Source organism: Massilia sp. 05N420, from assembly GCF_056397205.1.
In genome coordinates this window covers 135,994-150,420 of the sequence record NZ_JBFTMX010000005.1, presented here as the reverse complement: position 1 = coordinate 150,420, position 14,427 = coordinate 135,994, and the positions used below count along the sequence as shown (strand labels likewise).

Sequence of the window (14,427 nt, the reverse complement as noted above, 5' to 3'; positions counted from 1 at the left end):
CTGCCGCCTGTCGCGGCGGCCTCCTCAGACCAGCACCTGGAACTACCTAGAACATGCAAACTACAAAAAGAGCCCTGATTACCGGCATTACGGGCCAGGATGGCGCTTATCTTGCGCAATTGCTTCTGGAAAAGGGGTACTACGTGACGGGTACGTTCCGCCGATCCAGCTCTGTCAATTTCTGGCGCATCGCAGAACTGGGCATCGAGAACCACCCGAACCTGGCGCTGGTCGAGTACGACCTGACCGATCTCTCCTCCAGCATCCGCCTGCTGGAATCGACCCGCCCGGACGAAGTCTACAACCTGGCGGCGCAGAGCTTCGTCGGCGTTTCCTTCGAGCAGCCGGTCACCACGGCCTCGATCACCGGACTGGGCGCCGTCAACCTGCTGGAAGCGATCCGCATCGTTCATCCGGCAGCGCGCTTCTACCAGGCTTCGACCTCCGAAATGTTCGGCAAGGTGCAGGCCGTGCCGCAGGTCGAGAGCACCCCGTTCTACCCGCGCAGTCCGTATGGCGTGGCCAAGCTGTATGCGCACTGGATGACCGTCAACTACCGCGAATCCTACGGCATCTTCGGCAGTTCCGGCATCCTGTTCAACCACGAGTCGCCGCTGCGCGGCCGTGAATTCGTGACCCGCAAGATCACCGACTCTGTGGCCAAGATCGTGCTGAACAAGCTCGACGTGCTCGAACTGGGCAACCTGGACGCCAAGCGCGACTGGGGCTATGCGCGCGAATACGTGGAAGGCATGTGGCGCATGCTGCAGGCCGACCAGCCGGACACCTTCGTGCTGGCCACCAACCGCACCGAGACCGTGCGCGACTTCGTGACCATGGCCTTCCGCGGCGCCGGCATCGACGTCGAATGGAAGGGCCAGGGCGAGGGCGAGACCGGTCATTGCGGCCGTACCGGCAAGCTGCTGGTGCGCGTGTCGCCCAAGTTCTACCGCCCGGCCGAGGTCGACCTGCTGATCGGCGATCCGGGCAAGGCCGAGCGCGAACTCGGCTGGAAGGCGCACACCACGCTGGAACAGCTGTGCCAGATGATGGTCGACGCCGACCTGCGCCGCAACGAACTGGGTTTCTCGTTCTGACATGAACCGCATGGTCACGGACGAGATCGCCGGCATGGTCGAAGGGCGCGAAGGCGAGGGCAAGCGCGCCCTGATCACCGGGCTGCGCGGTTTCACCGGTTATTACATGGCGCGCGAACTGAGCGCCGCCGGCTACCACGTCCACGGCACCGTGCTGCCGGGCGAGCCGACCGGCCCGGACATCTTCGCCGTCGACCTGCTCGACCGCGCCTCGGTTGCCGCGGCCGTCGAACAGGTGCGCCCGGACGTGGTCGTGCACCTGGCCGCCATCGCCTTCGTGGCCCATAACGATGCCGACCAGATGTACCGCGTCAACGTGGTCGGCACCCGCAATCTGCTGGAAGCGCTGGCGGCCGGCGCGCACAAGCCGTCCAGCGTATTGCTGGCTTCTTCCGCCAATATCTACGGCAACGCCGACGTGGCCGTCATCGACGAAAGCGTGGCGCCGAATCCGGCCAACGACTACGCGGTCAGCAAGCTGGCGATGGAAACCATGGCGCGCCTGTGGATGGACAAGCTGCCGATCACGATCGCGCGTCCGTTCAACTATACCGGCGTCGGCCAGACCGACAATTTCCTGCTGCCGAAGATCGTCTCCCACTTCCGCAAGGAAGCGCGCCGCATCGAGCTGGGCAATCTGGCGATCGCGCGCGACTTTTCCGACGTGCGCATGGTGGCCAGGAGCTACCGCCGGCTGCTGGCGGCGACGCCCGCCGGCGAAGCCTTCAACGTCTGCTCGGGCCAGCCGCATTCGCTGGAAAGCCTGATCGACATGATGAGCGAAATCGCCGGCTACCGCATCGAAGTGCACGTCAATCCCGCCTTCGTGCGCGCCAACGAGGTGCTCACGCTCACCGGCAGCAACGCCAAGCTGGCAGGCGTCATCGGCAAGGTCGAGCCGACCCCGCTGCTTGACACGCTGCGCTGGATGTACACGGCGTGAGTGGAGTGAGAGTCGGCCTGGGAACGACCATGATCGAACCGGGCTTCACTGGCGGGCGGCTGGACGGCATCGGGGTATACACCCGGGCCCTGCTGCGCCACCTGCCGGCTGCCGGATGCGAGGTCTTGCCGTTCTCCTGGCCGGAAGGGAAGATCCCGCCCAGCGAGGGCCGGGCGCTGCCGCAATCCTTCGGGCGCGCCACCCTGATCGACCTGCTGACGCCGAACGCGCACCGCATCCACATGCCGGCCGACGTCTTCCACGCGACCGATTACCGCGTGGCGCGGATGGATTGCCCGGTGGTGGCGACCCTGCACGACGCGCTGCCGATCAAGCATCCAGAATGGTGCAATCCGCGCCTGAGAGGAATAAAGAACTGGCTGCAGCGCAAGGCGGCGCAGAAGGCCGACCACGTGATCGCCGTGTCGCAGTATGCGGTCGAGGAACTGGTCGACTGCTTCGGTGTCGACGAGCGCCGCATCTCGGTGGTGCCGAACGGCGTCGACGAGGAATGGCTGGAACCGCCGGCGCCGGGCGAAGTGGCGGCCACGCTGCACGCCTCCGGATTGCGGCCCGGCTACTTCCTGTTCGTCGGCACGCTGCAGCCGCGCAAGAACGTCGAGCGCCTGCTGGAAGCCTGGCTCGCATTGCCGCGGGCGGTGCGGGACGAGCGCCAGCTGGTCATCGTCGGCAATGCCGGCGCCCGTTCGGAAGATCTGCTGCGCCGGATCGCCGCCAAGGTCGCGGACGGCGCCTGCGTGATCTGGCTGAACCGCCTGACGGACGACGCCCAGCTGCGCCATGTGTATGCCGGCGCCGGGGTGTTCGTGTTTCCTTCGCTGTACGAAGGCTTCGGGATTCCCGTGCTCGAAGCCTTCGCATCGGGTGTGCCGGTGGTGACCTCGAACGTGACCTCGCTCCCCGAGGTATCGGCCGGGGCGGCGCTCGAAGTCGATCCGCTCGACGTCAAGGCGATCGGCGAGGCCATGCTGGCCCTGGTGCGCGAACCCTCGCTGCGGGCGCGCTGCATCACCGCCGGGCGCGCCCGCGCAGCCCAGCTGACCTGGCATGCGACGGCGCGCCAGACCGCCGCCGTCTACCGTTCACTTATCTAAAGATTCAGTGCTCTAGCGATTTAGCCATGCGTATCCTTCACTTCTACAAGACTTACTATCCCGATTCGGTGGGAGGGATCGAACAGGTCATCCGCCAGATGTGCGTCGGAACCGGGCGGCAGGGGGTGACCAACCAGGTGCTGTCGTTGTCGCGCGAGACCGACCTCCGGCCTTTCGAGTTCGAGGGGCATATGGTGCACCGGGTGCCGCAGAACTTCGAGCTGGCATCGAACGCGGTGTCGCTGCAGGCGATTTCCGAGCTGGCGCGCATGGCGCTTGATGCCGACGTCGTGCACTACCATTTCCCCTGGCCCTTCATGGACCTGGCCCATTTCCTGGCGCGCGTGAACAAGCCCAGTGTGGTGACCTACCATTCCGACATCGTGCGTCAGAAGGCCCTGCTGCGTCTCTACCAGCCGCTGCAGCACCGCTTCCTGCAGAGTGTCGACGCGATCGTGGCAACCTCGCCCAACTATCTGGGCTCGTCGACGGTGCTGGACCGCTACCGCGACAAGACCCGCGTGATCGCCTTCGGCCTCGACAAGTCCAGCTATCCGGAGCCGGATGAGGCGCTGCTGGATCACTGGCGGGCCAAGGTGGGGCCGAAATTCTTCCTGTTCGTCGGCGTGCTGCGCTACTACAAGGGGCTGCATATCCTGCTGGATGCGGTGGCGGGCACGGATTACCCGGTGGTGATCGTCGGCGCCGGCCCGATCGAGAAGGAGCTGAAGACCCATGCCGGGCGCCTGGGCCTGAAGAACGTGATGTTCGTCGGCAAGGTCAATGAGCTAGACAAGGTTGCCCTGCTCAAGCTGTGCTATGCGGTGTCCTTCCCCTCGCACCTGCGCTCGGAAGCCTTCGGCATCTCGCTGCTCGAAGGCGCGATGTTCGGCAAGCCGATGATCTCGAGCGAGATCGGCACCGGCACCACCTACATCAACATCCACCAGCAGACCGGCCTGGTGGTGCCGCCCTCCGACCACGAAGCCCTGCGCGAAGCGATGCGCACCCTGTGGGACGATCCGCAACTGGCCAGCGAGATGGGACGCCGCGCCGAGGCGCGCTACTGGCAGCTGTTCACCGCCGAGCAGATGGCGGACGGGTATGTGAGCCTGTACCAGGAACTGGTGGCGCGGCGGGAGCAGGTGGGGTTGAGGCCGGCGACGCGGCTGGGGTGACGTTCGCGGGTGGTCAATCAGGCCGCTTTCAGATCCTGCGTATCTTCCGCCCAGCGCTGCCGGATCGCCCGGATCGCCGGTATCTGGCCGATGAACAGGTCCACCAGGGCCGGATCGAAGTGCTTGCCCTTCTGCTCGACCAGGAAGGCCAGCGCTTCCTCTTCGCTCCAGGCTTTCTTGTACGGACGCACCGAGGTCAGGGCGTCGAACACGTCGGCGATCGCCGTAATCCTTCCTTCCAGCGGAATCGCTTCGCCCGCCAGCCCCTTCGGATAGCCGCTGCCGTCCCATTTCTCGTGGTGGGTGAGGGCGATGTTGCGCGCCAGCGCCAGCATGCCGCTCGGGTGCTCGCCGATGATCTCGGCGCCGATGGCGGCGTGGCTTTGCATGATCTTCCATTCGTCGGGGTCGAGCGGCCCGGGTTTCTGCAGGATGCGGTCGGGGATGCCGATCTTGCCGACGTCGTGCATCGGCGCCGCGTGCAGCAGGTCGTCGGCTTCGTTCTCGCCCATGCCGGCCGCCAGGCCGAGGATGCGCGAGAAGTGGCTCATGCGGATCACGTGCAGGCCGGTCTCGTTGTCCTTGTACTCGGCGGCCAGGCCGAGGCGCTGGACGATTTCCAGGCGCGTCGCGCGCAGCTCTTCCATACGCACCAGCGACAGGTGGGTGCGCACGCGCGCACGCACGATCGGCGGGCTGACCGGCTTGGTGATGTAGTCGACCGCGCCGGCTTCGAAACCTTCCAGCTCGTCGTTGGTGTCGGTCAGCGCGGTCACGAAGATCACCGGGACACTGGCCGTGCGCGGATCGGCCTTCAGGGCGGCGCAGACTTCGTAGCCGCTCATGCCCGGCATCATGACGTCCAGCAGGATCAGGTCGGGACATTCCTCGCGCACCAGTTCGAGTGCGCGCGGGCCGTCCTTGGCGAAGCGCAGGCGGTAATGGTCCTGCAAAATCTGGCGCAGCAGTTGCAGGTTGCTTGCTTCGTCGTCGACCGCAAGGATCAGCGGAAGGGTGACGGTACTCATTCGGACATCTCCTGTGCCATGTCGTCGATGGCGCCCAGCACAGCGTCGAGCTGCTGCAGGGCCAAATCAAAATCAAAATCGGCGATCGCCGCGTGGACCTGGGCCGCGCGCGTGGCGAGCGGATGGCCGCTCAGCGCTGCCGCCAGGCCGGCCGAGGCGGCGTCGTCCAGTCCGCCGCGGCGCAGGGCTTCGCGCAGGACATTGCCGGCGCGCTTGGCGCGTTCCAGGTCGAAGCCCGGACGGGCGGCCTTCGCCGCCTTGGCCGCCGCCGGGGCCGGCTGCGCGGCGCGGATCTCCGCCAGGCCGCCGTCGAGCAACGCTTCAAGCCGGGTCAGGGAATCGCGCAGGGTATCCTCGGCGCCCGGATAGAGCTTGCCGCTGTCGCCGTCGACCAGGCCTTCCAGCTTGCCGAGGGCATCGGCAAGCAGCTCCAGGCCGAGGTTGGCGGCGACGCCGCGCACCCGGTGCGCCAGCATGCGCAAGGCGCGGTAGTCGGCGCTGGAAGCCTGAGCCGCCAGTGCCTGGACCAGCCCGGCGTGCTGGCTTTCGAAATGCGCCAGCGCCTCCAGATAGGCGTCTTCCTTGTGGCTCCAGCGGCGCAGGCCGGCCTGGCGGTTCAGAATCATGCGTTCCTGGACCGGCAGGTCCGGGTCCGGATGAAAGTTGCCCAGGCCCAGCACGCGTGCGATCTCGTGCGACAGCGCGAACCAGTCGACCGGCTTGCTGGCGAAGCCGTCCATGCCGGCGTCGACGCTGGCGCGGCGATGTTCGGGCAGCACGCTGGCGGTCATCGCGATCACCGGCACGCGCGGGCGGCCGGCGGCTTCGGCCTGCTGGCGGATCAGGCGCGTCGCCGCGAGGCCGTCGATGGTCGGCATCTGGAAGTCCATCAGGATCACGTCGAAGGCTTCGCGCGCGGCCAGCTCGACCACCTGGACGCCGTCGCCGGCGGCGGTCATGGTGTGGCCGCGGCGCGCCAGCAGCAGCTGCAGCAGTTCCTGGTTCTGCGGCACGTCGTCGGCTACCAGCACGCGCAGCGGCGGTAGGGCGGCCGGGGTGCGCACGCGCGGCTGCTGCGGCGCGAAGCGCGCCAGCAGCAGCGGCAGCACCACGTGGAAGGTCGTGCCCTTGGCCTGTTCGCTCTCGGCCCAGATCCTGCCGCCCATGAGCTCGACCAGCTGCTTGCTGATCGTGGTGCCCAGGCCGGTGCCGCCGAAGCGGCGCGTCATCGAGGCGTCGGCCTGGGTGAAGGGATCGAAGATCGCCTGCAGGCGCTCCGGCGCGATGCCGATGCCGGTGTCCCTGATCTCGAAGTGCAGCTGTTCGTCCAGCAGCGAGGCGCGCAGGGTGACGCTGCCCTTTTCTGTGAACTTGATCGCGTTGTCGAGCAGGTTGGTCAGCACCTGGCGCACGCGCAGCTCGTCGCCGCGCAGGCAGGTCGGCAGGGCGGGGTCGTAGTGGATGTCGACGTGCAGGCCCTTGGCGCGCGCATTCGCCGCCAGGGTCGACGACAGTTCGTCGATCAGCGACAGCAGGTTGTAGTCGTTCTGCTCGAGCTCGACCGCGCCTTTTTCCAGCTTGGCGGTGTCGAGGATCTCGTTCAGCAGGCGCAGCAGCGCACGGCCGGCGCTGCGGATCGTATCGAGGTGACGCCGCTGCTCGGGCGCCAGCTCGCCGTCGAGCAGCACATCGGTGAAGCCGAGGATCGAGTTCATCGGCGTGCGGATCTCGTGGCTCATATTGGCCACGAAGCTGGCGCGCGCCGCGGCGGCCTGCTCGGCGTTCTCCTTCGCCTCGCGCAGCGCGTCTTCCATCTGGCGGCGTTCGGTGATGTCGAGGATCACGCCGTCCAGCCAGTGCAGATCGCCAGCGTCGTTGCGTACGCCGGTGCCGTTTTCCCACAGCCAGTGGACGCTGCCGTCGGCGTGCAGCAGGCGGTACTCGACCAGGTAGGGATGGTCGTCGCGCAGCGCCGTCTCGATCGCCTCCAGCACGCGCACGCGGTCGGCGGCGTGAATCAGGGCGTCGAAGCTGCGGCGCGCCGGCTTGCCGGGGTGCGTCGGCACGAAGTCGCTGCCGCGGTAGCCGGTGATGCGCTCGACGGCGTCGCTGATGAAGACCAGTGGGCGGTCGCCTTCCAGCAGGCTGCGGTAGGAAATGCCGGGAATATTGCCGATCAGGGAACGGAACTGCCGCTCGCTGGCGCGCAGCGCCTGTTCCATCGCGCGGCGCTCGCTGATGTCGGTGATGAAGCAGACGAACAGCTCCTTGTCGTCCAGGCGCGCATGGCCGACCGCGCGCCGGATCGGCACGATGCTGCCGTCCTTGCGGCGGCCGGTGACGTCGGCGCTCTGGGCGCCGGCCGAGATTTCGCCGGTCTGCAGCGTGCGCAGCAGGCCGACCTGGGCCGAGGCTTCCTCGTCGCCGATCAGGACGCGGATGTGCTGGCCGAGGATTTCCTCGCGCGTCCAGCCGTAGATGCGCTCGGCCGAGGCATTGAATTCGAGGATGGTGCCGGAACGGTCGACGGTGACCACGCCGTCCACCGTGGTGGTCAGGAGGGCGCGCATCCAGGCTTCGCTGCGTGACAGTTCGCGGAACAACTGGCGGTAGCGCAGCAGGCCGTTCCCGCCCAGCACGAAGATGGTGAAGGCGACCGTGATCAGGCTGATCGCCAGCGCCAGGAAGGTATCGGATTGCGCCTTGTGGGTGGTCTGGGCGGCGCGGCCGACGAAGCGCGCGGCTTCCATGCCGGTATAGTGCATGCCGGCGATGGCGCAGCCCATCACGACGGCGGCCAGGAAGATGCGGCGGCTCTCGCTGAGGCGGTGCGACAGGCTGGACAGGCCGAAACGCACCCACAAGGCCAGCGTCGCCAGCACCACGGCGACCACGATCGACAGCAGGAACATCGGCAGGTTGTAATGCAGTTCGAGGCCCATCCGCATGCCCGCCATGCCGGCGTAGTGCATGGTGCCGATGCCGGCGCCGACCACCACGCCGCCCGCCAGCAGGCCCCAGCCGCCCAGGCGCTCGCGCGCGATCAGCCACAGCGCGGCAAGCGACGCGAAGATGCTCGGCACGCCCGAGATGATGGTGGCGACCGGATCGTAGTCGACGTCGGTGCACAGGTCGAAGGCCAGCATGCCGATGAAGTGCATCGCCCATACGCCGGTACCCAGCGCCATGCTGCCGGTGCCGAGCACGATCCAGCGCTGGCTGCGGTTGGCGGCCGCCTGGCCGGCGATCAGCAGCGCCATCCAGGAAGCGAAGATGGCCACCAGCACCGACAGGATCACCAGGCCAGGCGCATACATCCCGTAACTCAGCAGGGACGGATCGTCGGGCACGTTAAACAATGAAAACAGCATAAATTTGATGAAAATGACGGCGATTGTTGTCAATGGGCACGCAAGTATGTCACTTTCTCACAGGAAAATGTTATGGTACAAGTAGATAGTGAAGGATCAGTAGCAAATCCTGTCGCGTTGGCACCACCAATTTGACGAAAATTGTCGAGTTGTTATGAATTGCCGCAGGCCGGATGTTGCTGGTATGCTAGTTGCACAGGTCGCTGCCAGACGGCAGCGTTGGCATCGGGTGCGCTATGCGAATCGACACAATCATTGTTTCCGCAATGCTTGCCCTTGGCTGTGCCGCATCGCAGGCACAGCCGGTGCCGCGTCTGCATCTCACCACCGAGGCCGCGGCGCCGCACAGCATGCAGGACGGGCCGCGCGTGATCGGCATCGGCGCCGACACCGTGCGCGAGATCATGACGCGCGCCCGCATCGATCACACGATCGAGCTGCTGCCATGGAAGCGCGCCTACACCGCGGCACTCGAGCACGACGACACCTGCGTGTTCTCCACCACCCGCACGCCCGAGCGCGAAGCCCTGTTCAAGTGGATCGGACCGATCGGCGAGGCCGAATGGGTCCTGATGGCGCGCGCCGACCGCAAGCTGCATCTGGACAGCCTGGAGGAGGCGCGCAAATACCGCATCGGCACGTATAACGGCGACGCCCGTGACCAATACCTGCGCACGCGCGGCTTCGACGTCGACCCGGCGCCGAACGACCTGCTCAATCCACGCAAGCTGATGGCGGACCGCATCGACCTCTGGGCCGCCAGCTTCCGGCGCGGCAGCGCCACCCTGTCGCACCTGGGCTATGGCGACAAGATCGTGCCGGTGCTGGTCTTCAACCGCATCCGCGTCTACCTGGCCTGCAACCGCGGCGTGCCCGACGCCCTGACGGCGCGCATGAACGCGGCCTTCGAATCGATGGAGCGCGACGGCACCCTGCAGCAGATCCCGCACCGCTACGACGCTGTCGGCATGCCGGCGCAACGCTGAGTTTCCGCGTGCGACCCGAACGGGTCGTTTATGTATGATGGAAAATCTGCAACTGAACCGCAGAGGTAGTTGTGACGGCATCCCTCATCCCGACCGACCGTTTCTCGCTTGGCTCCCTTCGCATGCTGTCCCTGCGCGACGCTTTGTTGACCATCCGATAACCCAGGGGTATCGTGGACGATCAGCCGGCATCCCGGCCGGCTCCTGACATGAGGCTCCGATGGCCACCCGTTTCCTGCGTGTGTCACCCCTGATTCCTGCCCGCGACGTTGAAGAAGCCATTCGCTTCTATCGCGAGGCACTGGGCTTCGAACTCGATTACCGCGACGCCGAACCGGCCCAGTTCGCGATCGTCGGGCGCGATTCGGCCTGGCTGAACCTGTTTTTCAATGAAGACAAGTACCTGGCCGACCAGACCAGCCTGCGGATCGTCGTCGATGGCGTCGATGCGCTGCATGAGCGCTGCCAGGCGGCCGGTTGCGTGCATCCGAACGGCGCACTCGGCACACGGCCCTGGGGCACGCGCGAGTTCTCGATCATCGATCCGAGCGGGGTATGCATTGCCTTGGTGGAGCAGTAGAGAAAGTCGGGACAGCAGGCGGGCCAGGCGAAGCTCTTGCCGGACCATTGGACGGGCTCGTGGCCCAGGAGTTGTCAAACCGCTCGGGTTTTCCTGATGCGTGCGATTGCTTCCTGATTCAGGACATTTTGAATGTCTTGATTGGGGCGGTAACGGAAAAGCGCATATCTCCATGTCTCTGCACAGGGACATATTCAACGAGACCCATCCATTCGATTTCCTTAATGACGTTTTGGCCCCGACCATTTAGGACATGTGTTCTATATGCTCGCCGAGATCGGAAATTTATAATCCGACAAGCAGCCAGCGCTTTGCGCCATGATTTTCCTGATAAAGAACCGCAGGTCGCGCACGCCCTGAATCGTCACCATTCAATTTTAAGGATATTCGAATGCACCAGTCTCCGACCATCCGTCGATCGGCAGGCATCCTCGCGATGCTCGCAATGCTTTCGGCATGCTCGACCATCGCTGAAAAGACGAATTTCATCTCCGACAGCGAGATCCAGTCGAAAGTGGCGGGAACGCTCGGCTACAGCCCCGACGCGGTTACCCTGATCAATCGCCGCACCGAAGGCACCAATACCTTTGTCGTGGTGCGGGTGGGCGGCAAGAAGGAGTATTCCTGCACGCTCAACGGCGGGAATCTGTTGAGCGCCGGGATCGTCAATCCGCCGACCTGCACGCCGAAAGCCTGATATCAAAGCGGTCAATGTACTGATGGTTTCGGAAGCTGCCGATCAATGACTCGGCCAATCCTGGTAGGAGAACTCGATGAAGAAAATGCTTGTACTTGTGGCGGCAATTTCCCTGGCTGGATGCGGTAAGGGTCCATCCGAAAGCGACATGAACAAGGCGGTCAAGAAATCCGTCGAAGACAGCAATCGCCAGATGGCGAATATCGGTTTTGGTGGCTCTTTCCAGTCGGAGGTGCCCGAGGTGAAAAAAATCGGCTGCAAGGACGACGGTGACAATGCCTATCGTTGCGATATCGAACTCAGCGGCAAGGGCGGAAAAAAGATCGTGCCCGCGCGATTCGTGAAGGCCAGCGACGGATGGGTGATTACGAACTGACCGGGTCGCGGGAATCGGGCGGTATCCGACGCGTGTCACGCCCGAAAGATTCGAACAATAACAGAAGACTATAACGAGGATTCGTATGCAAAATACAGCAGCTTCCAGTGTCGTTCGCCAGGATAAAACGGTTGCGATCCTGGTCCATATCGGCGGCCTTTTTTTCAGCTGGCTTGCCCCGCTCGTCGTTTACCTGATCAAGAAAGGGTCGGATGATGAATTCACCGTTCATCATGCACGCGAAGCCCTGAATTTTCAGTTGACTCTGATGATCGCTTATTTCATGTGTTTCCTGCTGTCGTTCATATTGATTGGTCTCTTCCTCATCTGGTTTGTCATGCTGGCCAATCTGATCCTGTCGATCATGGCGGCGGTGAAGGCAAGCAATGGCGTCGATTACCGTTATCCCTTGACCATTCGCTTCGTCAAGGCCTAGGCAATGCAATAGATTTTGCTGTCTTTCCGATGGTATGATATGAAAATTGAAATATTAAGTTTTCATTATTAAACCAAACGTAGGAATCCAGTGAAGTCGAGTCAACGGCGCGTGCCCTTACGCAGGGTCGTCCTTGTAGTCGGCCGCGCGCTCGCCGCCCTCGGCATGACCGCGGCCGCGCCGGACATCGTTCACRCCCAGGACGGCACGCCTGTGGTGACCGTGACCGCCCAGAGCCGCAGCCAGCAGATCCAGGATGTGCCGATCGCCATGCAGACGCTGGCGGGCGATACGCTCAGGGACGTCGGCGTGAGCAACCTGGCGGATATGGACGCCTTCGTGCCCGGACTGTCGGTCGACATGGCGCAATCGACCCGCCCGATGATCTACCTGCGCGGTATCGGTACGCAGGACTTCGGTATCGGTACGGATTCGCCGGTGGGTATCTACATCGATGGCGTCTACACCGGCAAGACCGGCGGCTCGGTCCTGAACTTCAACGACATCAAGCGGGTGGAAGTGCTGAAAGGACCGCAGGGCACGCTGTTCGGGCGCAATGCGGCGGCCGGTGCGATTCTCATCGTCAGCAACGATCCGGTCGACCGGCGCGAAGCCACCGGTCTGGTACGGGGCGGCACGCGTGGTGCCATCTTTGCGGAAGCGGTCTACAACACGCCTTTGGCCAAAGGACTGGCGCTGCGCATCGCGGCGATCGGCCAGCAGGACGACGGCTGGGTCCGTAACAACTACGACGGCAGGCGCATGGGCGACGAAGGCGACCGGGGCCTGCGCGTCGCACTGCGCTGGAAGGGCGACGACGTCGACGCCATCTTCGGTTGGGAACACGAAGTGATGCGCGAATCCGGGCCGCCAGTGTTTTCCCTGAACGCCGGGAAGATCGACTTCGGACGACCGGCAGCCCCGGCCGACCTGTTCAAGCAGCCTTTGTTCAACGACGCTTCGCCAAGCCTGCAGTCGCGCACCTTCGATGGCGTCACCTTGCGCGTCACGGTGCCATTACGCTTCGCGACGCTGAGCAGCATGAGCGCCTACCGCCATTTCAACACCCAGAACTGGATGGATAACGACGCTTCGGCGAATCCGGCCGCTTATCTCGGCACCGGAAATATCGAGTCGAACTCGACCTGGCAACAGGAGTTGAAGCTCAATGGCCAGACGAGCGTGCTCGATTGGGTGGCTGGCGTCAGCGCCTACCGCGAGCGCGTCACCGAGATGGAAAACGTCGATGTGACCACCAGTTCACTGGATACACTGATCAGCCACGCCGCCGGCATCGCGCCGTATGCCACCTTGACCAGCTTGTCCCAAGGCCTTGGCGCCGCTACCGGCAACACGGCGCTGAAGGGGCTGAGCCTGGCCGGGCTGCCATGGCGCGAGAGCATCCACGACAAAGGCGCATATCGTGCCTGGGCGGTGTACGGCGATACGATCTGGCGCATCGGTCCGACCACCAGGCTAAGCTTCGGCGGGCGCTTCACCCGCGACGATAAACGGTTCAGCTGGTATAACCCGCCGCGTACTGCTCCCGAACTCGATGCCCGCCTCGCCGTTTTGCAACAGGCGAAGCTATTTTCGACCGCGTTCGCGACGCGGCTGCTGACGCCGCAACAGGCGTCATCGTTGCAGGCAGTCGTCGCACGCAATGTCGAGTTCAACAACGCGGTCTCGAGCACGATGCCGTTCGCGTCATCGAAAAGCTGGCGGAATTTCAGCCCGCGCCTCGTGCTGGACCGCCGGTTGGCGCCAGACCACATGGTGTATGCGTCATGGAGCAAGGGCTATCTGGCGGGCGGCTTCGACGCCGTGGGCGTGAATGGGCATTATGACGAGGAGCTGGTGACGAATTCCGAAATCGGCATCAAAGGCCAGGTGCGATCGCTGGGCCTGTCCTACGACGCCTCGGTCTTCCATTACGATTTCACCAAGCTGCAAAGCCTGACCCTGGTGCCCTCCAACGCCTCGGCCGGCGTGCCCAGCTACCAGGTCGTCAACAGCGATCAGCGCGCCACCGGTGCCGAACTGGGGACGCAGTGGCGGCTCAGCCACATTTGGCGCCTGACCGGCACGCTGGCCTACCTCGACCAGACGTATGCGCATTACATTTCACCGACCGGCGTCAGGCTGGACGGCCAGCCAGCTGGCGCACCGCGCCTGAGCGCCAGTGTCGGCACCGGCGCGCGCTGGCCGCTGTGGGGCGGGACGGCGGATTTCAACACGATGCTCGGCTACATCGGCAAACAGCGCTGCAATGCCGACACCACAGCCCAGGGCACCTGCACGATTGGCGGCAGTGCCGGCGTGGCGCGCGAGAAGGTCAATGCACGCCTTGGCTGGTCGGCAGCATCCGGCAACTGGGGCGTGGGCCTGGTCGTGAACAATCTGACCAACAAGCAGTATCTGACGGTCAGCACGCTGGGTGCGGTGGTCGGCTCACCCTATGCCTACGCCACCAGGCCGCGCACGATCGCGCTCGAGTTGCGCGGGCGCCTGTAGATCCCGCCGGCCGACCAAACCGATGCTCTTCCAATGGCTGCCATTTACGGGTGGGCGGCTCCGTGATATCTACTTGCAGGCAATGAGCATGATCTACTAGCAAGAA

12 protein-coding genes are annotated in these 14,427 nt (G+C 64.4%); 10 read left to right on the top strand and 2 right to left on the bottom strand.

Annotated features, from left to right (window positions below; translation table 11 throughout):
- Positions 1 to 53: 53 nt before the first annotated feature.
- Genes gmd through AC1DIX_RS04675 form a run of 4 tightly spaced genes read left to right on the top strand, consistent with a single transcriptional unit; the run spans position 54 to position 4,333 of the window.
- Positions 54 to 1,097 (top strand): GDP-mannose 4,6-dehydratase, encoded by a 1,044-nt coding sequence (gmd, locus tag AC1DIX_RS04690; protein ID WP_477322375.1) that lies wholly within the window; start codon positions 54 to 56, stop codon positions 1,095 to 1,097.
- Position 1,098: 1 nt separating this feature from the next.
- Entirely contained in the window at positions 1,099 to 2,040 is a 942-nt protein-coding gene (locus tag AC1DIX_RS04685; protein ID WP_477322373.1) for a GDP-mannose 4,6-dehydratase, read from the top strand.
- Positions 2,037 to 3,155 carry a glycosyltransferase family 4 protein gene (locus AC1DIX_RS04680; RefSeq protein WP_477322371.1) on the top strand — a complete coding sequence of 373 codons (1,119 nt, stop codon included), beginning with the start codon at positions 2,037 to 2,039 and terminating at the stop codon, positions 3,153 to 3,155. Before AC1DIX_RS04685 ends, AC1DIX_RS04680 begins: the two co-directional genes overlap by 4 nt.
- 26 nt (positions 3,156 to 3,181) lie before the next feature.
- Positions 3,182 to 4,333 carry a glycosyltransferase family 4 protein gene (locus tag AC1DIX_RS04675; protein WP_477322369.1) on the top strand — a complete coding sequence of 384 codons (1,152 nt, stop codon included), beginning with the start codon at positions 3,182 to 3,184 and terminating at the stop codon, positions 4,331 to 4,333.
- A gap of 17 nt (positions 4,334 to 4,350) precedes the next feature.
- On the opposite strand, the gene AC1DIX_RS04670 is transcribed toward AC1DIX_RS04675, so the two are convergent.
- The gene (locus AC1DIX_RS04670; RefSeq protein ID WP_477322367.1) at positions 4,351 to 5,361 is read right to left on the bottom strand and encodes a response regulator; all 1,011 of its coding nucleotides are present in this window, start codon (positions 5,359 to 5,361) and stop codon (positions 4,351 to 4,353) included.
- The gene (locus AC1DIX_RS04665; protein WP_477322365.1) at positions 5,358 to 8,732 is read right to left on the bottom strand and encodes an MHYT domain-containing protein; all 3,375 of its coding nucleotides are present in this window, start codon (positions 8,730 to 8,732) and stop codon (positions 5,358 to 5,360) included. The genes AC1DIX_RS04670 and AC1DIX_RS04665 overlap by 4 nt, the downstream gene beginning before the upstream one ends.
- Positions 8,733 to 9,037: 305 nt before the next feature.
- Between AC1DIX_RS04665 and AC1DIX_RS04660 the strand changes: the two genes are divergently transcribed.
- The 6 genes from AC1DIX_RS04660 (at position 9,038) to AC1DIX_RS04635 (ending at position 14,321) form a co-directional block, all read left to right on the top strand.
- Positions 9,038 to 9,718 (top strand): substrate-binding periplasmic protein, encoded by a 681-nt coding sequence (locus AC1DIX_RS04660; protein ID WP_477322363.1) that lies wholly within the window; start codon positions 9,038 to 9,040, stop codon positions 9,716 to 9,718.
- 220 nt (positions 9,719 to 9,938) lie between these two features.
- On the top strand, positions 9,939 to 10,298 hold the full coding sequence (locus tag AC1DIX_RS04655) for a bleomycin resistance protein (RefSeq protein WP_477322361.1): 360 nt from the start codon (positions 9,939 to 9,941) through the stop codon (positions 10,296 to 10,298).
- 391 nt (positions 10,299 to 10,689) lie between these two features.
- Positions 10,690 to 10,995, top strand: coding sequence for a hypothetical protein (locus tag AC1DIX_RS04650; protein ID WP_477253602.1), 306 nt, complete (start codon positions 10,690 to 10,692; stop codon positions 10,993 to 10,995).
- A gap of 76 nt (positions 10,996 to 11,071) precedes the next feature.
- The gene (locus tag AC1DIX_RS04645; protein WP_442124792.1) at positions 11,072 to 11,371 is read left to right on the top strand and encodes a hypothetical protein; all 300 of its coding nucleotides are present in this window, start codon (positions 11,072 to 11,074) and stop codon (positions 11,369 to 11,371) included.
- 85 nt (positions 11,372 to 11,456) lie between these two features.
- Positions 11,457 to 11,807, top strand: a complete 351-nt coding sequence (locus tag AC1DIX_RS04640) for a DUF4870 domain-containing protein (protein ID WP_442124793.1) — start codon at positions 11,457 to 11,459, stop codon at positions 11,805 to 11,807.
- A 111-nt stretch (positions 11,808 to 11,918) separates the two neighbouring features.
- On the top strand, positions 11,919 to 14,321 hold the full coding sequence (locus AC1DIX_RS04635) for a TonB-dependent receptor (RefSeq protein ID WP_477322359.1): 2,403 nt from the start codon (positions 11,919 to 11,921) through the stop codon (positions 14,319 to 14,321).
- The last annotated feature ends 106 nt before the right edge of the window (positions 14,322 to 14,427 follow it).